This is a genomic window from Streptomyces sp. NPDC059828, assembly GCF_042731955.1.
In the GTDB taxonomy this organism is placed as follows: Bacteria; Actinomycetota; Actinomycetes; order Streptomycetales; family Streptomycetaceae; genus Streptomyces.
Map to the genome: position 1 here is coordinate 61626 of NZ_JBHWIW010000019.1, position 22246 is coordinate 83871.

The following is a 22246-nucleotide window of genomic DNA, read 5'->3' on the forward strand; positions in this document are numbered from 1 at the left end:
GGCACCCCGAGCGCGGCGCACTTCAGCCGGTGCTGCGTGCCTGCGTCCACAGCGACGCCACCACCACTACTTGTGCTCACGTCCGACTCCGTCAAAAGGTGCCATCAATGCCCGCGGACCGCGCTAGGCATCTTGGAGATCAGCGGGACGGACAACAGCTAAGGCAGCGAACCGCCGCCTTGCCCCGGCCCCACCCTTTCAACCTCAGCGTCAACTACTGCCGTCACGACACGCAGAAGCCCCGCCAGGACGCACCTGACGGGGCTTCATTTTTGCTGACGCGATCAGCTCTCCTTGCGAGAGATATCCCATGTCAGCGCTTCGCCTGATCTGACGGTTACCCACGCTGCGGGGAACTCCAGCAGGACACCACAGACCTCACGTATGGAATTACGGATATCCGAGGTTGAGATAATGATGTCGAGACCAGGACTCCCGATCTCTTCTATCTCCTCGAAAGCCCATGACTCAATGGGCCAGCACCATGCGGGCAGCGCCGGCCACCGACCGTCAGTGACCTTGAGGGTCCAGTCTGTGTCGCAAGACAAGAGAATGGAAGGACCTGCGTGAAATAGGAATTCCACAGCCTCGACTGATGCGGAATCCTGAGGGTCATCCGCAAGGTACTTAACGCCAAGCGCAGCTCGCACGCGCTGCCCTGCTCGCAGATTCGCTACTTTTCGCTCGGTCATTTCTTACACCCGCATGAGTAGGGACTCGCTTGCTCGAACCAGCCGTTTGGCTTACTCATAGGGAACATAGTGACGAACTGGCCATCACCCTTCGTCACTAGAAGATCGTTCCCTCTGCGGTAGAAGAAGTAGTCGCTCCCGCCGCCATTCTTCGGATTCCACGGACCTTGCCGCACCTCGTCATGCGACCCGCGAACCTCTGCGATTTTGTCACGGAAGCCCTGGCGAGCAGAGGCGTCACCCGGATTGAGGCCATAGTCCTGAGCGTGCTTGCCCCACTTCTTTCCGAACTGCCCCTCATCGATGGAAAACGCAGGACCACAGTTGCTGTTGTGAACGAGTACCGGCGCGGCCCCCGCCAGCACATAGTACGTGTGCAGGTCGTCCACGGTGAGGTTGTACGTGCGTGCGTGCTTGGTGTAGGCGTGGTTTCCCGTCACAGGGATGGTGGTGCCGGCATCCGTGAGGAGGGTCATTCCGGGCTTGAGGTCGCGTGCTTCGACCCAGCGCTTCTCGGAGGGGGACCAGAACGGGTGCTCGTGTGTGGCTGTGAGCTTCTCGCGACCTTGAGCTGTTGTGACGGTGAGCTCGTTGAAGTGCTTGTCGTCTTCGGTGACGATGAGCCGGGTTACCTCGCGCGGCCCCGATTCACCTGTCTCGGGGTCGGTGGCCTTGACTTCGTCACCAGGTCGGATGTCCTCGATGTCTTTGGTGGTGCCGTCGGCCATGAGGACGTCGGTTCCGGCGAGGAAACACTTGGCGCAGGGAAGTCTGCCCCGCATGGCCGCCGCCAGGACCAGTTCAAAGCCAGCATTCGAGCACACCAAGCACTTGTTGGCTGACTCGATCCCTTCGACATGCTTCCACTTGTCGTAGTGCTTGCTGAAAACCTCGCAGCCGGGGTCGAAGCTGTAGCTGCAACGGTCGCGGAAGTACAGCTCGGCGTTGAGTTGATAGCTCAGCGACTCGTTGTATGTTCCCCAGTACTCCATTTGCGAGATGGTCGGGTTCTCGCCATTCTTTCCCCAGAAGAGTTTTATGCCCTCAGCTGGCGGCATTCCAGGCTGGCCATTGCCAAGGTCGGTAATCGGGCCGCTGGAGCTGTCAGTGGGTGCGGTCCCGCCAGTTGCACCGGTACTGGATGCGTTGCTGGGGCGGGTGGGGCCCGCTGCCATGATCTCGTCAACCTCTTTGCCCTTGCACGGGTAGGTGCAGGAGCTTGTGCCGCCGCCGTGGTCGGGCATGAGACCAGTCGGGTCAGAGGCCGTGACGGGGGTGTTGTTGGCGTAGGCGTAGCCGTTCAGGGACTGGTGCTGGTCGAGGGCCAGGACCGGGTCGACGCTAATGAACTGGCCGATGGACGGGTCGTATTCGCGGGCGCCGATGTGAGTGAGGCCCGTGTTGTCGTCGGCCGGCTTGCCGAGGAAGGCCTTGTCGTCCGGCCAGGACTTCGGGGTGGTGCCCCGGGGGGAGCCGAACGGTGTGGTGTAGCGCTTGGTCACCGCGAAGGTGGTGGCATCAATAGCGAGGCTGGAGGTGCCGTGGTGGTCCCCGGCGAGGAGGGTCAGTTCGGTTTCGGTGCTGCCCTTGGTTCCGGTGCGCAGGGCGATGGTCTGGCCCGCCGCCGTGTAGTAGCGGGCACCGGTGAGGGTCTTGGTCGAGCCCTTGGTGGTGAGGCGGACCTCGTTGCCTCCGGGGAGGTAGAGGACCGTGTCGCCGTCACCCGTCGTGTTGCGGCGGATGAGCAGCTCGCCACTCGCGTCGTAGAGGTAGCTGGTGCCGGTAGCCGGCTTGCTCCCCGCTGCGGATTCCTTCGTGGAGACGAGGTCGCCCTCGCTGTTCCAGGTCAGTGTCTGCGTCGCCTGGGCGCCGGGGCGCTTGGTGGTGTTGCCGGAACTGTCGTAGGTGTAGGTCGCCGCCCTCGCGCCCGTGGTCGAGGCCAGAGGGTGGGGCTGGCCGTCGGTGGTGCCGTAGGCGTACGTGGTGGTCTTGTCACCCGATGACGTGTGCTGGGTCTCGGTCTTGCGCTGCCCCGAGTCCGTGTACGTGTAGCTGTGCCAGTAGGGCGCCGCGCCGGAGAGGTTGGCCGTGGTGCGGCCGTCGGCGCCGCAGTTGCGGAGCTTGGGGGTCCAGGATTCGGTCAGGCGGCGGTGGTCGTCGTACCTGAAGCACTGGTAGTCGGGCTTCGTTGTGCCGCCCAGCGTGGTCGCGTCGAAGATCGAGGTGACGTTTCCGGCGTCGTCCTGGTTGATCTTGAGCTCTTGCAGCATGTAGTCGTGGACGGTGTCGGTCACATAGGACCTGGTGAGCCGACGGGTCCCCGACTCGTAGTCGAAGCTGAGGAACGCCTGGTCGTCGGGGCCACGGCCGGTGGTGAGCTGGCGCAGGTCGCCGAGCTCGGAGTACAGGGCTCCCTGGAGGTAGTGGCTCTTGCCCTGCAACTGAACCTGCTGGCCTACCGAGTTGTACTTGTTGCCGACCCGCTCCGCCGGCAGTCCGGCGACAGCGGGGCTGCCCGTCTGCAAGAGCGTGCCGTCGAAGTTGTACGACTCGGAGAACGCGAGCTTCTGGGGGACGCCTGCGGTGACCAGCGGGTCGTCCGAAGGCAGAGTCAGCTCGTTCTCCTTGACCCTGTAGAGCGCGTCGTAGTCTGTGACCGTCTGGGTGTACGCCTTGCTGTTGGTCTGGTTGACGCCGTTCTCGTAGCGGACGGCCGAGTCCTGCTGGCCCTTGGCGAGGGTGTCGAAGGTCCAGGCGGCGAGTTTGGTCGCGTCAGACTTGGTGCCGTCCCACAGACCTGTCTTGCGACCGAGCACGTCGTACTCGGAGAGCAGCGTCTTGCCGCGGGCATCCCGGTTGCTGATCATCTGGTCGAGCACGTTGTACGTCGTCGTCGACGTGCCCGTGTCGGGGTCGTCGGAGCTGACCTGACGGCCGAACAGGTCGTATGTGTAGGACCACTTGGCCTTGTCGGGGCCGGTGACGGTGCTCTGCTTCCCGTCCGCGGTGTAGGTGTACTTGGTGCTGGTGTAGTCGCTGCCGGTCGGCTTGGTGCCGCCGTACTCACGGCGCTCGGTCGTCCTGCCCAGGGCGTCGGTGACCACAGCGGTCGCCTGGCCACCGGTCGGGGCCGTCGCGCTGACGGTGTCGCCGGTGTAGGTCGTCTCGACCGTCCAGAGCGCCACGTTCTTGGTCTTGGTCTCGGCCTTGACGGGCCGCCCCGCGCCGTCATAGGTCGTGTCGACCTGCATCGGTGCCTGGCCGCCGTCGGTGGCCTGGACATCACCGTTGGGCTCGTTCTTCTCGTCCCAGATGTCGGACTCCGCGGTAGCGGCGAGTCCTCGCTCGTCATAGAGCGTCTGGAAGATCACCCGGCCGCCGATGGGTGACGGCGCCTGGACCTGACGGAGGCGGAGCAGCGAGTCGTAGATCTCGTACGTCGTGATGTACGCCTGAGGGCTGACGCTGGTCGTGGAGACCCAGGACCAGTCGTTCTCCTTGGCCGTGACGTGGTAGGCGTAGCTGTAGCTGGGGGTGTCGTAGACCTCCCTGAGACGGTTGGGCAGCCAGACCTTGGTGACACGGCCGAGGCTGTCGTACTCGCTCTGGGACTCCTCGCCGTTGGGGTCAGTTGTCTTGAGGGAGGAGCCAGTGGCGAAGTCCAGCAGCGTCGTGCCGGTGTGCCCCTTGGCGTTGGTGACCGTCGAGCTGGTCAACGGGCCGCTGGCCGTGGGGGAGTAGGTGGTCTTCGCGGTGGTGGTGCCGTTGGTGTCCTTGACCGTGAGGGGACGTCCGAGAGCGTCGAAGCTCGTGGTGGCGACGGTCTGCCAGATCGGCTTGCCGTCGGTGCCGTAGCCCGAGGCGCGTCCTGTCCAGAGCGGTTCGCCCTTGGTGGGCTTCTGGGACTCGCTCCAGGTGGTCGTGTCGTATGCCGCGGCGGTGTCGGAAATGACATCGCCCGCAGACTTGGAGTCCGCCGGAAGGTCCAGCTTGTCATCGGTCAGCGTGCAGGGATTCGCCACCGGGTTCGACTTGGGGTTGGCGGTGACCCTGGTGCGTGCGACAAGGCTGTTGATCCCGGCCGCTTGATTGCGGGCGTACCAGGTGTGAGTGCAGGTCTCGTCGCCGAGCGTTGCGTTGTCACCCTTGTCCAGGACGGTCTCGGCCATGCCGTGGTCGTCGTAAGTGGTCACCACGGAGCGGACGCGGTCGACGGCCGTGCCACTGGTGGTGATGCTGGTACGGGCATGGCTGGCGCCGGTGCGGACGTAGTAGGCCTCGGTGTCGGCGTACGACTTGTGCTGAGTGGCGGTGCGCCGGGACCAGGGGTCGTTGACGGTGCCGCCGACTTCCTGGGAACCGTTGTACGTGACGGACTCGCGGGTGAAGCCGGCGTACTGGCCGGAGTCGGTGATCTGCGGGGCCTTGATGCCGGTGACCGTCGCGCTCTTGCGCGCGTCCGGGTCGAGCTTCTTGCCCGTGGAATCGAGGACACGGTCGCCGTTCATGCCCTGCATGTAGACGCCGACCGTCTTGGACTGGGTCTTGCCGGGGAGACCGGTGAGGTGGGTGACCTTCTTGAAGCCGCGCCAGACCGACCAGGTGCGCTCCTTCTCCTTGGTCAGCGGGTCCTCGTTGTAGTGCCAGGCGGGACCGGAGTAGGAGTAGGTGTGCTCGACCGCGGCCGAGCCGCCCTGGGGGTCACTCGTGGAGACGCTCAGGACGGGGTACTTGTGGAACCAGTCGAGGATCGGTTCCTTGGCACCGTTCGGCGACCAGTAGACGGGGTAGCACCGACGGGTGTTCTCGTCGGGCCTCGGCTTGGACTGTGCGGCGAGGCAGTCGGCCGCCATGTACGTGACGGTCGTCTTGGCGCCCGTCTCGGAGGTGATGTTCCTGAGGCGGGGCTTGTCCAGGGTGATGATGTCGTCGTTCTTGCCGTCGACGCGGTTCGGCCGCGCCTCGTAGTCGAACGTGACCGGGGGCAGGGTCAGATCGGTGCCGTGCTTGCCGGTGTACCGGATCTGCTTGAGCCACAGGGCCTGATCGTGTGAGTCGCCCGTGTCGCCCGGGTCGTAGTAGTCCTGCACAAGAGCCCAGGAGCCCACCGACGCGTAGCCGGGCGTGGTGGCGGCCGCGTCCCATGCCTGGGTCGCTATGCCGGTCATCCGCTTGCGGGTGTAGAAGGTGGGGCTGACGCTGCCCGTGCACTTGCGGTCTTCCTTGCACTCAGCGTCGAAGGGTACGTCAGGCCAGTTGTTGCGGGTGTCGTCGGTCAGCGACCCGCAGTCCTCCAGGCAACGCTCGCTGTACGAGAAGACGACCTTGTTCGACGCGGCCGGCTTGGCGGAGAACAGCGCGCCGGCTCGCTGGCCGTAGCGGATCTCTTCGAGGTAGCCGCCTCGGGTGTAGGCGGTGCCGTTGTTGTCGTCGCCGAGGGTGTCGTAGTGGTTGGTCTCGGCGGTGTACCAGTACGACATGGCATTGCCGCGGGTGTCCTCGACGTAGTCGAGGTTCCACCGCCATGCCTGCTTCTTGGAGCGCTCGGAGAACCGGTCGCCCGAGGAGTAGCCGGGCTCGTCCGCGTCGTCGCCGAAGACCGGCACGGTCCAAACGGAGTTGGTGCGGTCGCTGTCGCCCGCTCCCGGAAGCTTGTTCAGGCCGAACTCGTACCTGGTGCCGTCACCGGTGACGACGGTCCAGCGCTCGCCGTCGTCGTCACCGTTGTCCCCTCCGGTGGACCGGGTGACGGTCGAGGCATCGTCGTTCTTCAGCCGCCACTTGCCCGTGGTGTCGTCCTTGACGAGCTCGGAGGCCCTGCCATTGAGGACGAGGGAGGCGTTCTCGTACTTCCAGCACAGGTCGTGCTTGTCCGACTGCCCGTCGTCGTCGCACGAGCCGTACTTGCGCTCGATGTACGAGGAGGTGATGTCGAAGCCCTCGGCGATCACCGTGCCCTGGTTGTTCGTGGATGCGATACGGCCGTCCACGCTGCCCGAGTCGTAGGAGATGGCCAGATCAGGCTTGGGGCCGGCCGCGGAGGGCGGTACGCGCAGCGGATACGACCAAGTGAAGCTGCCGGAGGAACCGCCTGCCTCCCAGGTGGAGGACGAGGAGAGCGGGGTGGCCTTGTAGTCGCCTCCGCCGGACTTGGTGCCTGCCGCGAGTGCCAGGACCATGGTCCGGCCGTTGGCGGCAGTCGCGCCGGCCGACCGGGCGGCTGAGCCCGAAGCGGTGAAGGACAGACGGGTATCGAGCGTCTGCTTCTTGCGGCGGTTGATGAACTCGGCGGGGGTGCGCTTGCGGCACTTCGCGGCGGCGGGCGAGGTCAGTGCGCAGTCGGGCAGCCGCAGCACCTGGAGCCGGCCTGCCCAGTCGCCGCCATAGGCGGCGGCGAAGGCCCCGTAGCCGACACTGAAATCGGTCTGACCGCCCTCAGCCGGACCGGCGACGGTCAGGACGACACCCTTGACGCCGAGCTCCGCTGCCTTCTTCTGGTCCAGGACGTTGACAGTCACCGAACTGGCGGCTGGCGACGCCTTCGTGCCCTTGTCCGCCTTCGGGAGTGCGACGGTGACGGGCAGCGAACCGGGGGCCGCCTTCGCCGTGCCCTTCGCAGGGAGCGTGAGGGTCGCTGTCCCGTTCTTGGGCCAGGTGACCTTCCGGTTCTGGACGGCGTGGGCGCGGGCCGCATCGGCCTGCATGGTCGCCGCGCGCTTGAGTTCGAGGCTTGCGGCCTTCTTGTCCCGCCGGGGAACGAACGGTGAGACGTCGGCCGACCGGGGCTTCCCCAGGAGGGGCCGGCCCAGCGGGCGGGGCTCCGACGTGCCGTCGGCGGCGTACGCCACCGGGCCGAGGAGGCCCGGCAGCATGGTCAGTGCGGCGACCGTGCCCAGAGAGCGCACGGGCCATCTGCGGCGGCCGCGACTGCCGACCGCCGGTGGGAACCGATTCATTGGTGTTTTCACTTTCGCTGAGTGCCGCTCCGCACGGGGCGGCAAGAGCGGATGTGCCCACGACATCGAGGTGGGCGGAAATGGCAGTGATGACGGAGACGAGGCGGACATGAGCCCTGGTGGGCGCCCGTTGCGAGCGCCCACCAGGAAGGACGGCTTCATCCGACGCTGGTGTCGCCCATGACCTTTGCGCTGATCTCGTCCTCCGGGATCGCGCCGACCCAGACCCGTGTCTCCTGGAGTGCTCCTGGCAGGTAGGTGTCCGTGGCACCGGCTGTTGGAGCACGGCCGGCGGTGATCTGGCCCCGGCCCTGCTGCGCTCGTGGGAAGTCCGCGTCTGAATCGGACATCTGCTGCGCTGCGCCGACGTACAGATGCGTGCTGCCGTAGCCGGCTGCCACCTCCTCGGCGGCGTCGAATACGCCTGTGACCTGTACCCAGGTGCCCAGGTCGGCTGGCGCTTCAGAAGTCACCGAACCGGTGGCGATGACCTTGCCGGTCGCATCCGTCGCAGTACGGCCGAAGTGCCACGTGTAGCGGCTCGTGGAGGGCTTCTCCACCCACAGTGCCCAGGAAGCCTGCTTCCCCTCAGGCGTGGCCTGACCGAAGACATACGCCTTCGTGCCGACCGGCAGAGCCTCGAACTTCGCCTTGTCGAGCTTGACGCTCGCTGACACGGTGAACGAACCGGTCTCATCGACGACCGGGCCGTCGGCGAACAGGTAGCCGGACGCGCCGTCCAGGCGTACCTCGCCCTTCGTGGGCGCGGCGACAGCCCCCGTGCCCGAGATCTTCATGTCCGGGGCATAGGGAGTGGCATCCGCGATCGTGCCGTTCGCCGTCGCTGCGGTGTCCCAGTGGGCGACCAGTTCGGTGGCGGTGACGCCGTTGGTGTCCTTGACCACGTGCTCCCCGCGCACCTCGCCGGCGTCCAGCCCCCGCTGCCATACGGCGAGTTCGTCGACATTGCCCTTGAAGTACTCGCCGGCGGCGGACGCGCCGATCGTCATTCCGGCCCCGGACGTCCACGGCTCGTAGTCGGCGTTTGCCGCTTTCAGCCGCACGGGCGAGCCCTGTGGACGGCCGTTCACGAAGAGCTGGATGGTGTCGTTGCTCTCGTCGGTGTCCTTCTTGGTGTCGAAGACGCCCGTCAGATGCGTCCAGACGTTCAGTGGCGCGCCGGGGGCGTCGGACACCGAGCTGACGTACTCGGGCTTGTCCGAGTCGGCGACAGCCCGGTTGAACACCCACTTCTTCGTCGAGCCCGAGTAGAACAGGTTGAACGCTGCTGCCTTGTGCTCTCCCGGTGCGGAGGCGACCACTCTGGTCCCGGCACCGTCCGTCAGTGACACCCACGCGGAGACAGTGAAGGAGTCCTTGGTGTTGACGGGCGCGGTCGTCGTGGATGCGTAGCCGGTCTGCTTGTCCGGATCGTCGTCCACGTCCTCGTTCAACCGCAGTGAGTGGTCACCGGGTCCCAGGCGCCCCCGTACCGACCAGCTCGCGGCCTTGCCACTTCGCTGGTGCAGGGTGATCGGGTGCCTGGCGCTGCCCGCGTCGGCGCTGTCCGCCGCCGTGGTTCCCGTGTTCTCCCCGAAGTGCCAGCGGCCCACTGCCTTCTCACCGGACTTGACCTTGAAATGGAACTCCGCCGGGGCGCTCGTCCGATCCCGCACGTCGATGGCCTCCACCCGCAGCACCTGGGTGCCCGACGTGGTGGGTACGGGTCTGATCGTCACGGATCCGTCGCTGCCGACCTTGTCCTCGCGGTGCGTGTCGTCAGCGCGCTCGGTCAGCAGACGCCAGCGGTAGCCCGTGATGTCCTTGTCGGCGGTATGGGGCTTGAGGGTGAACGAGCCCTTGATCCCCGGCCCGCCCCCGCTGGGGCAGTCGTTCGTGGTGCACTCCTCGTAGGGGCCGTTCGAGGTGATCCGCGGCTCCTTGGGGGCAGCGGTGTCGAACGTGAAGTAGCACCAGACGGTAGGGGACGAACTGAGGCCGTTCAGTTTGCCGTTGTACGTCCAGAACGACTTGGTCCAGAACTTCACCCGGTACATCGAGCCGTCCACGGCGGGGTTCATCCGTCGCTTCGACAGGTAGTTGTCGATCTGGTACCCCGTCGGCGGGTCCTCCGCTTCCCACGCCGTGGCCCAGGTGCCGTTGTTCTGCTTCTTCTCCGCGTGGTGGTACACCCGCAGAGAGCCGCGTTCGTCCCAGCTGGCGGGAGTCACCGCGGTCTGAGCCATGGCTTGGAGGTAGGGGTCCTCGCGGGTGGCGGTCTCGGCGGTCGCCTCCGTCGTTCCGCAGCCCGGGACCGTTCCGCTGCCGGGGATGACCCCGATGTACGTCGGCACCCCGGGCTTCAGGGCGTAGACGACCTTCAGCTCGGCGTTGTCCTCGAACCGCTTCCAGGCATCCGGGTTGCCCTCGTCCTTCGCCCGCAGCATGAGGGTGAGGCGGGAGAAGTTGCCGTCGGCGAAGGAGCGCACCGTCTTGGTGAGGTTCTCGTCCGACTCGCTGCCGGCGTCGTGAAAGTCGATCCAGGAGTCGGGCTGATCGGGGTCGCAGGCGTCACCTCGGCCAGCGGAGATCTGCCGGTCGACCATCAGATCCAGCTGGTCGGGCCCCGGCCAGTCGGTGGAGCTGGAGATGTTGTCGGTCCGCCACAGGTCCACCCACTGGGGGGTGCAGGAGAACGACCAGGTCTCGTAGGCCCGGAAGGTCGCGTCGATGACGTACTTCCCGGCGAGCTTGGTCGGTGCGAACTCGAAGTACATGCGGTTCGTGTAGTTCGAGCCGCAGTACCAGGGGCCGACACGGTTGCAGTTGCCGACCCCGTAGTCGCCGTTGAAGTTCCAGAACGTGTCGCCGTCCGACGAGAGCACCGTCCGTTCGGACACGCCCAGGCCCATCGAGGGGTCGATGTAGACGGGGTACACGGTGTCCTCGCCGCGCAGCACGTCCATGTCCGGCGTCACGGCCACCTGCCCGGAGCTGACCTGCACCGGGAGGACCGCGGTGGTGTCACCCTTGTCCGGGGAGGCGGCCTCAGGGGATGAAGCGGCATCGGCCGGTCCAGCTCCGGCCTCCGGAGAGGGACCTTGGGTGGTTGCTGCCGGGCCGGCAGCGGTGACGGCGCGACGCAGCATCTGGGGCTGGACTCCGCTGTCCCCCGTGCCGTCGCTGCCGCCCGCCGAGTCCCACATCAGGCCGGCCGGGCCGTGGAACACCGTGTTGCCGTTCTCGTCGAGCGCGCGCAGACCGCCGCCGGGTGCCGGTGCGACCCGTAGGCCGTCGCCGGTGGCGGTGAGTTCCACCGTGTTCAGTTCCGGGTTCGCCGCCGCCTGCGCGGACTTGACGACCAGGACCTCGCGGTAGCCCTCGGCCGTCGCGGTCAGCTGGAGGTCGACGCCGTCGAAGACCTCCGGATACGTGGCGGTCGGCCCGTCCAGCGTCGGTCGGGGCAGCCGCTCGGGCCACCCCAGGGTCACCGATCCCTGGTCTCCCGCGAGCCGGATCATGTCCTTGCCGTCGCTGCCGCCCGAGAAGGACAGGTCCACGACGGAGGCCTTCGGCCCGATCGTCCCGTCCGGGCGGCGTACGAGCGTCACGTCCACATCACGCCAGTTGCCGTTGCCGTCCTTGGCCCGCTGCGGGGCCGTGGACTGCGTGATGGTGAACGTGCCGTCCGGGTTGGCCTCGGTCCTGGTGTACTCGGAGCGTTCCGAGACCACCTCGACGGGCTGGCCCGAGCGGACGGCCAGAGCCGACGCGCCCTGCGCCGAGGTCGGTGCGGCAGGCGCCGCGGTTGCGGCTGCTGACGCGGGTTGCGCCGAAGCCGTTCCGGTCAGTGGCTGGATCATTGAGGCCACGACCGCCGCTGTGGTCAGAGCGACGGTTCTCCGGCGCGCATGACGGCGCACCTGGATGTTCACAGGTTCCCCCCTGATGTGCATGACGTGTGCACGAAGTTCGAAATCTTGTACGCATGTTGCAGATGCGTCAAGCTCAATTACTTTCCGTGTCTGTCGGAGCGTCAGGGAATGCCGACAAATAGGGCTGAACATAAACTTTCCAGGACGTGGTGAAGTCCGGAACGAGGAGGCGCACATGTCCAAGCGAGGCAACAAGCGGCGTGCCCGTAAGAAGAGGAAGGCGAACCACGGCAAGCGGCCCAACGCCTGAGCCGCATCGGTTCTGCGGTGTTCGCCGTGCGGTATGTGCGGTGAATGCCGTCCGGGCCGGTCTTCCACGGGGGGAGGCCGGCCTTAGGCTTACCGCGGAGTACATCGGTGGGTGGGAGGGCGTCGGGCGTGGGTGGTACGGACAGGGGCAGCAGCAAGCGGATGCCGCGCGAGGTGCGGGAGAAGCAGATGCTGGACGCCGCCGTGCAGTCGTTCGGCCGGCTCGGGTACCGCGCGGCGTCGATGGATGAGATAGCGGAGCTCGCCGGGGTCTCCAAGCCGCTGGTCTATCTGTATCTCAACTCCAAGGAAGACCTGTTCACGGCCTGTATCCGGCGCGAGGCGGCGGCGCTGGTCGCCGCTGTGCGGGCCGCCGTGGACCCGGGGCTGCCGGCCGAGCGGCAGCTGTGGGAGGGGGCGACCGCGTTCTTCCGTCACACCATCGACCATCCCGACGCCTGGGCGGTGCTGCACCGGCAGGCGCGGACGCACGGGGAGCCGTTCGCGGCCGAGGTGGCCGTGATGCGGGACGAGCTCGTCGCCTTCGTGACCATGCTGATCGGTGCCGCCGCGCGGGAGGCGGAGGGGGCGGGGGAGCTCACCGACCGCGATGTCGCCGGCCTCGCGCAGGCGCTGGTGGGTGCGGCGGAGTCGCTCGCCGGGTGGGCGAACGACACGCCGGGGGTGTCCGCGCGGGAGGCCGCGGTGACGCTGATGAACTTCGCCTGGGCAGGCCTGAGCAACCTCATGGCGGGGGAGCGCTGGGCGGTTCCCCCGGCCGCCGACGTCGTGCAGTGAGCAGGTGCCTGAGTGTCAGGCCTGCTGTTCGCCTCGCGCCTGCCGCCAGTCCCGTAGCACCGCGTCGACGTCATAGGGCGTGAGCCCGAGCAGCGGGCCCGGGGGTGGTCTGCGGATGGCCGCGGCGATCTTTTCGTTGACGCTTTCGATGATGCGGCGCACCGCGGCCTCCGACGGAGCGCGGGTGGCGGCCTCCAGGGCGTCCTCGGCCTCCTTGCGCAGGGCGAGCGAAGGCGGCAGACACGAGAGGCCCTCGCGGTGCATCTTGCCTTTGATCCACCACATCTCGTCGTAGGGCTCGGCGCCGCTGTCGGGCAGGGGTTCGCCGAAGCCCGGCAGATCCTTGAAGTCGCCGCGTTCGGTCGCCTCGCGGATCTGCTTGTCGACCCAGGACTCGAAACTGACACCAGGTGGCTTGCGCTCCGTCACGCGTTCCAGCGTACGGGCGAAGAGGTGATCAGCGAGAGGCGCGGAGGGGCACCTGCGAGAGAGGCACGGGAAAACGGGCAGGAGCCCCGGACCCGTACCGGGTCAGGGTACGAGAACGGGGCTCCTTGGTACTGCTAAGTCGTGCGCGATCGCAGACCCTGGCTACTTAGGCCGGGGTGACGTTCTCCGCCTGCGGGCCCTTCGGACCCTGCGTGACGTCGAAGTTCACGACCTGGTTCTCCTCGAGGGAGCGGAAGCCGGTCGCATTGATCGCGGAGTAATGAACGAAGACATCCGGGCCGCCGCCGTCCTGGGCGATGAAGCCGAAGCCCTTTTCAGCGTTGAACCACTTCACGGTTCCGGTAGCCATAAGCCCTCCTTGGGCCAAAGGGTTGCCCTGCTCCAGAACCTGCAAACAAGTCTGAAAACCTACAAAAGCCTGCGGGTTACATGCTCCGCAGGCTCTGTACTGCAAGGGAAACCAAACTGCAACTTGCGGCGAGCCTAGCATGCAGGGTGTTCGCCGCGGTAGAGGGAAAGATCACTTCACCCGGATGTTTGATCCACACTTGACGAGCTGACGTTCATGTCGGCGCGCCCCGCCCAATGGATCGGCCGGGCCAAGGTCTAGCCTCACGCTGTGGACAGTCATGCAGCACCCGCACACCCCGCGGAACACGCCGTGAACGCCGCCGCAGCCGACGACCGTCGCAGCCGGCCGCGTGTCGGGCACATCCAGTTCCTGAACTGCCTTCCCCTCTACTGGGGCCTGGCCCGCACAGGGACCCTGCTCGACCTGGAGCTGACCAAGGACACCCCGGAGAAGCTCTCGGAGCAGCTGGTGCGGGGCGATCTTCATATCGGCCCCGTCACCCTGGTGGAATTTCTGCGCAACGCCGACGATCTCGTGGCGTTCCCCGATATCGCGGTGGGCTGCGACGGCCCCGTCATGTCCTGTGTGATCGTGTCCCAGCTGCCGCTGGACCAGCTGGACGGCGCACGTGTAGCCCTGGGCTCCACCTCCCGCACCTCGGTGCGCCTCGCCCAACTGCTGCTCGCCGAGCAGTACGGCGTGTCGCCCGACTACTACACCTGCCCCCCTGACCTGGGCGTGATGATGCAGGAGGCCGACGCGGCCGTGCTGATCGGGGACGCGGCGCTGCGCGCCTCGCTGCACGATGCGCCGCGGCTCGGCCTGCGGGTCCATGACCTGGGTCAGATGTGGAAGGACTGGACCGGGCTGCCGTTCGTCTTCGCGGTGTGGGCGGTGCGCAAGGACTACCTGGCGCGCGAGCCCGGTCTCGTGCGGAAGGTCCACGAGGCTTTCCTGGCCTCCCGCGACCTCTCGCTCGAAGAGGTGGAGAAGGTCGCCGAGCAGGCGGCCCGCTGGGAGTCCTTCGACGCGGAGCTGCTGAAGCGGTACTTCACCACGCTCGACTTCCGCTTCGGCGCCGAGCAGCTCGCGGGGGTGCGGGAGTTCGCCCGTCGTACGGGGCCGACGACCGGGTTCCCGGCGGATGTGCGGGTCGAGCTGCTCGACGTCCGACAGCGCTCAGCAGCGTCCTGAAGCCCGGGGTCCCCGGAGCTCAGGGTCCCCGGGTCCCCGGGTCCCGGAGCTCAGGGGTTCACGGGCTCAGGAGCTGGGGACGGGCGCCTGCATGTGCTTGCTGATCCACTGGATGGACCCGTCCCCCATGCCCTTCACATAGGTCTTGGCATTGTGCTCGCCGTCCTGGATGACCTGGAGCCGGGTCTTGACCGGGCCCTTGGTGTAGTCCCGGACGAAGGCCTTCGCCTTCTTCAGTCCTGATTCCTTGGAGCCGACCTGCATCGCCAGGTAGACGGCGTTGTCCTTGCTGTCCGGCTTGGCGCCCAGCGCCCGGGCGAGCCGCTCGGGGTCGTTCGCCCGCTGTTCGGCCTCGTGCCCCGCCCACAGCGGGGAGTCCGGCACGATGTCGGGGCCCGAGGCGATGACCGCCTTGAACTTGTCGGGGTGCTTGAGGACGGATTTGAGGCCGACGAAGGCGCCGGAAGACGAACCCATGAAGGCCCAGCCGTCGCGGGATTTGAAGGTGCGGAAATTCGCCTTGACGAAATCCGGGACGTCCTCGGTCATCCAGGTGCCCATTTTCGGCTGCCCCGGTATATCGCTGCCGTCGTAGTAGTACTTGTCGTCCGGATTGAGAACGGGCATCACCACGATGAACGGAAGGCTCTTTCCCTCTTCCGACCACTTGCTGATGCTGCTCTGCAGCTTCAGGTCCGTGCCCATCCAGTAATTGTTCGGGTAGCCGTTGCCGCCCGGGAGGGCGATGAGCACAGGGAACCCGCTGTTCGCGTACTTCGCGTCGAAGTACTGCTTGGGTGCCCAGACCCAGACCTTGCCCGTGAAGCCGGACTTCTCGCCGTGCAGGGTCGTGACGCCGATCCTGGTGCCGTCGTCGATGGTGTTCTGGGTGGTGAACTCGGCCTTGGGGCCGGTCGGCATCAGGGTCCCCGCGGCCAACTGCGCCTCCTGGGAGCCCTTCCGGGCCCCTCCCGTCGACTGCCCGCCCGTGGCGGCGGCCTGGGGTGACGGAGCGTCGAAGGTGAGCGGCTCCCCTTCGTCCGAGCAGCCCGACACCAGTGCGAGGGAGCCGGTGACGGCGATGGCCATCAGGGCCTTGGGCAGGCGGGAGCGGTGGCGATACATGTGGTCTCCGAGTCGATGCGTACCGTGCGTACTACGCAGCGCTTTGGGGTGCTCGGGGGTGAGGCGCGCGACATACGCACAGAGAGATGGAACCGGAGGCCGATCGGTTGGCCGCGGACAAGGGGCAATCACCGGTGATCCGGTCCGCGCGGCCCTCTACGCTGTCCCCGGACGGGCGCAGGGGAGCGGTGCGGAGCCGCGGTGACGCGGGCTCGCCGACGCGGGAAACGCGGCCACGCGCGCAACCCGGAGCAGGGAAACGCGGAGCGGGGAGACGGGGGAGCGTATGCAACCGCTGGATGCGGGCGAGCCGCGGACCATCGGTGCGTACCGGCTGCTCGGCAGGCTGGGTGCCGGGGGCATGGGACGGGTGTATCTGGCCCGTACCGAGGGCGGCAGGACAGTCGCCGTGAAGGTCGTCCATCCGCACTTCGCGCTCGACGAGCAGTTCCGTGCCCGCTTCCGGCGCGAGGTCGCCGCGTCGCGGCGGGTGGGCGGCGCATGGACGGCCCCCGTGCTGGACGCGGATCCGGAGGCGCCGGTGCCCTGGGTCGCGACCGGGTACGTCGCCGGGCCCGCGCTGGGGCAGGCCGTCGCCGAGCACGGCCCGCTGCCGGAGCGCACCGTACGGACGCTGGGCGCGGGCCTCGCCGAGGCGCTTGCGGCGGTGCACGCCCTGGGCCTTGTCCACCGGGACGTGAAGCCGTCGAACGTCCTGCTCGCGCTCGACGGGCCCCGGCTGATCGACTTCGGCATCGCCCGCGCCACCGACGCCACCGCCTCGCTCACCACGACCGGTGTCTCGGTCGGCTCGCCCGGCTACATGGCGCCCGAGCAGATAGTCGGCACGAGCACGAGCACGAGTGCGGCTAGAGGGTCGAGCGCCGGCGCGGGTATGGGCGGCGCAGGCGGAGTCACGGGTGCGGCCGACGTGTTCTCGCTCGGTGCCGTACTGGCCTACGCGGCGACGGGAACCGCGCCCTTCCCCGGCGACTCGTCGGCGGCACTGCTCTACAAGGTGGTGCACGAGGAGCCCGAACTCGGCGCACTGAGCGGGGAGTTGCGGGAGGTGGTCGCCGCGTGCCTGGCCAAGGACCCGGCGGCCCGGCCGGCCCCGCAGGACGTGACCCGTCGGCTCGCCCCGGGCGGTGCGGCGGCACTCGTGGCAGCGGGCTGGCTGCCGGGCCCGGTCGTGGAACAGGTCAGCAGGACCGCGGTGCGTCTGCTGGACCTGGAACCGTCCCCGCAGGACCCGGCGGCTTCGGGCCCGGTGCCGTTCACGCACGAGGCACTGGGGGTGTTCGGACCACCCATGGACCCTTCGTTCGCATCCCCGCCTCCGATGCCGTCCACGCCGCCGCCCGTGCCGGCTTCTCCCGGGCGTCTGTCCCTCTCGGTGACCACAAGCGCGGAAAGGGCGGAAGGCGACCGGCCCGGAGGCGGCCGAAAGGTCAGCTGCACGGTCGCGCTGGCCGTGGCGGGTGCCCTGGCGGCGGTCACCGTCGGCGCCGGATTCCTCCTCGACCTGTTCCCCGGCACCCAGGGTGGCGGCACCGACGCGAACGACTCGGCAGCCGCACCGCCGAGGTCGTCGGCTTCCGGCACTCCTCCTGACCCGCAGGAAGTGCAGGAGGTTCCGAAGGCGTTCACCGGCACCTGGAAGGGCCAACTCACGCAGGACAGCGGCCTCTCGGGCGGCAGCTTCAGCGCCGTCATCACCGAGGGCCGCCAAGGTCAGGACGTGGTGCGCACCGCGTCGACCCTCGGCCCGTTCGCCTGCCGCGGCGTGGGCAAGCTGACCTCGGCGACCGCGAAGGAGATCCGTGTCGCCGAACGCTCCGACCCCGACCACTCGTCGAGCGGTGGCGTGTGCACGAGCGGCACGACCACGGTGACGTACGTCCTGAACGCCGACGGCACACTCCGCTACAGGTCCCAGGAGGACGCGGCGGGCAACCCCGAGGCGACGCTGACGAAATCACGCTGAGGCTGTCGCGTCCCTGCCGGCCGGTCCGCGCGAAGGCGGAGGGTACATACCGACTGCCCGGATGCCCTGTCGTAGGCTGGACCGGCCGTACGAAGACCTGAACGCCCAGAACGCGCACAGCACCAGAACGCCGTAGAACGCCCAGAAACACCGCCGAAAGGTGACTCCCGGTGACCGAGAAGGCCGACCGTCAGTCCGTCCTGGACCGTGCCGCCGAGGGTGGCCGGATCACCCCGGAGGAGGCGCTCGACCTCTACCGGTCCGCGCCGCTGCACGCACTGGGCGCCGCCGCCGACGCGGTGCGCCGCCGCCGTTACGCCGGTACGGAGCACATCGCGACGTACATCATCGAGCGGAACATCAACTACACCAACGTCTGCGTCACGGCCTGCCGCTTCTGCGCCTTCTACGCGCCGCCCAAGGACACCGCCAAGGGCTGGACCCGTGACCTCGACGACATCCTGCGGCGCTGCGCGGAGACCGTCGAGCTGGGCGGGACGCAGATCATGTTCCAGGGTGGGCACCACCCGGACTTCGGCGTCGAGTACTACGAGAAGCACTTCGCCGCGATCAAGAAGGACTTCCCGCAGCTCGTGATCCACTCCCTCGGCGCCTCCGAGGTCGAGCACATGGCGCGGATCTCCGGTGTGTCGGTCGAGGAGGCGATCTCCCGGATCCACGCGGCCGGTCTGGACTCCTTCGCGGGTGCCGGTGCCGAGCTGCTTCCGGAGCGTCCGCGCAAGGCGATCGCGCCGTTGAAGGAGTCCGGCGAGCGCTGGCTGGAGATCATGGAGACCGCGCACCGGATGGGGGTCGAGTCGACGTCCACGATGCTGATGGGCACCGGCGAGACCAACGCCGAGCGTATCGAGCACATGCGGATGATCCGTGATGTCCAGGACCGTACGGGCGGCTTCCGCGCCTTCATCCCGTACACGTACCAGCCGGAGAACAACCACCTCAAGGGCCGCACCCAGGCGACGATCTTCGAGTATCTGCGGATGATCGCGATCGCCCGGCTGTTCTTCGACAACGTCGCCCATATCCAGGGCTCCTGGCTGACCACGGGCAAGGAGATCGGCCAGCTCTCGCTGCACTACGGCGCGGACGACCTCGGCTCGATCATGCTGGAGGAGAACGTCGTCTCGTCGGCCGGTGCCAAGCACCGCTCCAACCGGCAGGAGATCATCGACCTGATCCGCAAGGCGGACCGGGTGCCCGCGCAGCGGACGACCACGTACGAGCACATCGCCGTGCACGACGACCCGGCGGACGACCCGGTCGACGACCGTGTGGCCTCGCACATCTCGTCGACGGCGATCGAGGGCGGCACGGCACACCCCGAGCTGAAGCTGCTGAACGCCAACTGAGCCGCCGGACAACGCGGATACCGCTGCCGTGCTGACGATCCATGTCGCCGACCGGGTGTTCGGCGCCACCGGCGGGCACGAGCCCGTCGACGCTGTCGTGGTCGACGGCGGTCTGATCGCCGCCGTCGGCACCTCCGGTGGTGTCACCGCCGCCTACCCCGGTGCCCGGGTGCGCCGCTGGCCCGGGCTGCTCCTCCCGGGGCTGCTGAACGCCGACGCCGCGGCGTTGCTGGAGGCCGCGTACCACCCGGACCCGCGCGAGGCGGACGCACTCGGCACCGAGCCGCTGACCGGCGAGGACCTCGCGGGACTCGCCCTCGACGACGTACGCCGGGGCGCAAGCGCGCGGCGCGGGTTGCAGCGCATGCTGGCCCACGGCACTACGGCGGTGGCCGGCCCCTTCACCCTGCCCGAATTGCGCAGCGCCGTCGCCAGATCAGGGCTCCGGGTGCGGGAGCGGGCCCCCGGCAGGGACCGGGAGCCGAATGCCGCAGGACCGCTGCCGACGCCCTCGCTCGACCCGCTCGCCGCCCGGCCGCTGAACGCCGTGCTCGACGGCGAGCTGACCCCTGGCGCGCCCGCGGACTTCGCGGTCTTCGACGTGCCGGTGGACGAGCTGCCCGCGCGGGCCCTGCGCGTACACGGGGCCGGTACCTGCGTGGCGACGGTCCTCGGCGGCAGGCTCGTGTACCGGGCTCGCTGACATCTCCCTGACGTCCTCCGCGTGCCCTGCCCGCGGTCAGCCAGGGGCCGAGCGGCACAATGGGTGCGTGACCCGAGCCTCCCTGGACAAGCAGCCGCACGAAGTCGCCTCCATGTTCGACGACGTGGCGGCGAACTACGACCTCACCAATGACGTGCTTTCGCTCGGCCAGGACCGGCGCTGGCGCAAGGAGGTCTCCAGAGCCGTCGCCGCGGGCCCCGCCGAGCGGATCCTCGACCTGGCCGCGGGCACCGGCACCTCCTCGCTGCCGTTCACCCGCACCGGCGCCTACGTCGTGCCGTGCGACTTCTCCCTCGGCATGCTGCGCGAAGGCAAGAAGCGGCACCCCTGGCTGCCCCTCACCGCCGGCGACGCCACGAAGCTGCCCTTCAGGGACGGTGCCTTCGACGCCGTGACGATCTCCTTCGGGCTGCGCAACGTCCAGGACACCGACCAGGCGCTGCGCGAGCTGTACCGGGTGACCAAGCCGGGCGGACGGGTCGTGATCTGCGAGTTCTCCCACCCGACCTGGGCGCCCTTCCGCACGGTGTACGAGGAGTACCTGATGCGGGCGCTGCCGCCCGTCGCCCGCGCGGTGTCGTCCAACCCGGACGCGTACGTCTATCTCGCCGAGTCGATCCAGTCGTGGCCCGAGCAGGCGGAGCTCGGCGGGCTGCTCCAGAAGGCCGGCTGGACGAAGGTGGCCTGGCGCAACCTGAGCGGCGGGATCGTCGCCCTGCACCGGGGCACCAAGCCGCAGTAAGACCGCGTCACCAAGCCGCAGTAAGTACGACCGGAACCGGGGCATCGTGGACCAGGCGGACTACCAGCCGGATGACGAGGCGGACTACCAGGGACTGCTCGAGCGCATCGCCGCGGATGTGGCGCCGCTCATCGGCAGCGGCACGCCGGCCGAGTACATCCCGGCGCTCGCCTCCGTCGACCCGCGCCGTTTCGGCATGGCCGTGGCGGACCTCGACGGCACGGTGTACGGGGTCGGCGACTGGCGGCAGCCCTTCTCCGCGCAGTCCGTCACCAAGGTCTTCGCCCTGGCGCTCGCCCTCTCACTCGACGGGAACGCGCTGTGGGAGCGGGTGGGCCGCGAGCCGTCGGGCAATCCGTTCAACTCGCTGGTGCAGCTCGAGTACGAGAACGGCATCCCGCGCAATCCGTTCATCAACGCGGGAGCCCTCGTCGTCACCGACCGGCTCCAGACCCTGACCGGGGACGCCAGCAGCGAACTCCTCGAGTTCCTGCGGGCCGAGAGCGGCAACCCCGACCTCGCCTTCGACCAGGACGTCGCCGCGTCGGAGGGCGAGCACGGGGACCGCAACGCAGCGCTGGCCCACTTCATGGCCTCGTACGGCAATATCGCCAACCCGGTGCCGATACTGCTCGACCACTACTTCTGGCAGTGCTCGATCATGACCAGCTGTGCCGATCTCGCCCTGGCGGCCCGCTTCCTGGCCCGCCACGGACTGCGTGCCGACGGCAGCCGGCTGCTGACCCGAAGCGAGGCCAAGCAGGTCAACGCGGTGATGATGACCTGTGGGACGTATGACGCGGCGGGCGAGTTCGCCTACCGCGTCGGACTGCCGGGCAAGAGCGGGGTGGGCGGTGGGATCGTCGCCATCGTGCCCGGCCGCTGCACGCTCTGCGTCTGGAGCCCGGGGCTCGACAGCCGGGGCAACTCGGTGGCGGGCGTGGCGGCGCTGGACCGCTTCACCACCCTGACGGGCCTCTCGGTCTTCTGAGCGCCGGACCCGTTCGTGACAGGCGGGGAGCCGGGGCCTGATCCTGTCACGGTCACCGGAGCCGGTGGATCTTTCCGGTCACAGTCACGGTCACCGGCGCCGGTCGAGCTTTCCCTTCACGGCAGCAGGTCGAGCCGGAAGCAGTACCCGGTCCGCTTCCCGACCGGTGTCGTGAACGTCTCCGCGAGCTCCATACCGAGCCGCCGGGTCACCGCGATCGACCGCTCGTTCTCCGCCGCCACCATGGCGACCACGCTCGGCACCCCCGCCGCCCTCAGCCGCTCCAGCGTGGTGCGGGCCGCGGTGGTCGCGTAACCCCGCCCCCAGGCGGCCCGGGCCAGCCGCCAGCCGATCTCGATCTCGCCCACCGGCCCCCAGGCATGCGGCCAGGGCTGCGCGCCCGTGAAGCCCAGCACCTCGCCCTCCTCGTCCACAGCCGTCCAGAGGCAGAAGCCGTGCTCCGCGTCATGTCTGCGCTGTCGGGCCGTCAACTCCTCGTACTCCGAAAGCTCGGCGGGTGCCCCGCCGTGGAACTCCATGACCTCCGGATCGGCGAAGATCCGGTGCCAGACCAGGGCGTCCTCGTCGGTGGGCACGCGCAGCCGCACCATCGGCGCGGCGGGAGCGGCGGGAAGCGTTTCGCTCATGGGACAGCCCTTCGGTCGGAGGATCGGTACGCCC

14 protein-coding genes are annotated in these 22246 nt (G+C 68.2%); 8 read left to right on the forward strand and 6 right to left on the reverse strand.

Annotated elements, in window-relative coordinates; genetic code table 11:
- Positions 1 to 688 precede the first annotated feature (688 nt).
- Both ACFV6V_RS14295 and ACFV6V_RS14300 read right to left on the reverse strand, forming a co-directional pair.
- A complete protein-coding gene (locus ACFV6V_RS14295) occupies positions 689 to 7648 on the reverse strand; it encodes a polymorphic toxin-type HINT domain-containing protein (protein WP_385563902.1) in 6960 nt (2319 codons plus the stop codon).
- 158 nt (positions 7649 to 7806) lie between these two features.
- Positions 7807 to 11511: a LamG domain-containing protein gene (locus tag ACFV6V_RS14300; protein ID WP_385564015.1), complete on the reverse strand. Its 3705-nt coding sequence runs from the start codon at positions 11509 to 11511 to the stop codon at positions 7807 to 7809.
- A gap of 247 nt (positions 11512 to 11758) precedes the next feature.
- Here ACFV6V_RS14300 and ACFV6V_RS14305 point away from each other — a divergent pair, with 247 nt between their 5' ends.
- Complete coding sequence (locus tag ACFV6V_RS14305; protein ID WP_106430099.1) at positions 11759 to 11833, forward strand: 50S ribosomal protein bL37; 75 nt, start codon at positions 11759 to 11761, stop codon at positions 11831 to 11833.
- Positions 11834 to 11994: 161 nt separating this feature from the next.
- Positions 11995 to 12630, forward strand: a complete 636-nt coding sequence (locus ACFV6V_RS14310) for a TetR/AcrR family transcriptional regulator (RefSeq protein ID WP_385564019.1) — start codon at positions 11995 to 11997, stop codon at positions 12628 to 12630.
- 15 nt (positions 12631 to 12645) lie between these two features.
- On the opposite strand, the gene ACFV6V_RS14315 is transcribed toward ACFV6V_RS14310, so the two are convergent.
- Positions 12646 to 13059, reverse strand: coding sequence for a DUF1992 domain-containing protein (locus ACFV6V_RS14315; protein WP_385563905.1), 414 nt, complete (start codon positions 13057 to 13059; stop codon positions 12646 to 12648).
- A gap of 166 nt (positions 13060 to 13225) precedes the next feature.
- Complete coding sequence (locus ACFV6V_RS14320) at positions 13226 to 13429, reverse strand: cold-shock protein (protein ID WP_017948713.1); 204 nt, start codon at positions 13427 to 13429, stop codon at positions 13226 to 13228.
- A 270-nt stretch (positions 13430 to 13699) separates the two neighbouring features.
- Here ACFV6V_RS14320 and ACFV6V_RS14325 point away from each other — a divergent pair, with 270 nt between their 5' ends.
- The gene (locus tag ACFV6V_RS14325; RefSeq protein WP_385563908.1) at positions 13700 to 14626 is read left to right on the forward strand and encodes a menaquinone biosynthetic enzyme MqnA/MqnD family protein; all 927 of its coding nucleotides are present in this window, start codon (positions 13700 to 13702) and stop codon (positions 14624 to 14626) included.
- A gap of 66 nt (positions 14627 to 14692) precedes the next feature.
- Here the strand turns inward: ACFV6V_RS14325 and ACFV6V_RS14330 are convergent, their stop codons facing one another.
- Positions 14693 to 15751 (reverse strand): alpha/beta hydrolase, encoded by a 1059-nt coding sequence (locus ACFV6V_RS14330; RefSeq protein WP_385563911.1) that lies wholly within the window; start codon positions 15749 to 15751, stop codon positions 14693 to 14695.
- A gap of 286 nt (positions 15752 to 16037) precedes the next feature.
- Between ACFV6V_RS14330 and ACFV6V_RS14335 the strand changes: the two genes are divergently transcribed.
- The 5 genes from ACFV6V_RS14335 (at position 16038) to ACFV6V_RS14355 (ending at position 21565) form a co-directional block, all read left to right on the forward strand.
- Complete coding sequence (locus ACFV6V_RS14335; protein WP_385563914.1) at positions 16038 to 17738, forward strand: serine/threonine-protein kinase; 1701 nt, start codon at positions 16038 to 16040, stop codon at positions 17736 to 17738.
- Between the two features lie 170 nt (positions 17739 to 17908).
- A complete protein-coding gene (mqnC, locus tag ACFV6V_RS14340) occupies positions 17909 to 19108 on the forward strand; it encodes a cyclic dehypoxanthinyl futalosine synthase (protein WP_385563917.1) in 1200 nt (399 codons plus the stop codon).
- A gap of 28 nt (positions 19109 to 19136) precedes the next feature.
- A complete protein-coding gene (locus ACFV6V_RS14345) occupies positions 19137 to 19811 on the forward strand; it encodes a hypothetical protein (protein ID WP_385563920.1) in 675 nt (224 codons plus the stop codon).
- Between the two features lie 67 nt (positions 19812 to 19878).
- The gene (locus ACFV6V_RS14350; protein ID WP_385563923.1) at positions 19879 to 20574 is read left to right on the forward strand and encodes a demethylmenaquinone methyltransferase; all 696 of its coding nucleotides are present in this window, start codon (positions 19879 to 19881) and stop codon (positions 20572 to 20574) included.
- Between the two features lie 46 nt (positions 20575 to 20620).
- A complete protein-coding gene (locus tag ACFV6V_RS14355; protein ID WP_385563925.1) occupies positions 20621 to 21565 on the forward strand; it encodes a glutaminase in 945 nt (314 codons plus the stop codon).
- Between the two features lie 116 nt (positions 21566 to 21681).
- Here ACFV6V_RS14355 and ACFV6V_RS14360 read toward each other — a convergent pair whose 3' ends face one another.
- Positions 21682 to 22212, reverse strand: a complete 531-nt coding sequence (locus tag ACFV6V_RS14360; protein WP_385563928.1) for a GNAT family N-acetyltransferase — start codon at positions 22210 to 22212, stop codon at positions 21682 to 21684.
- Positions 22213 to 22246 lie beyond the last annotated feature (34 nt).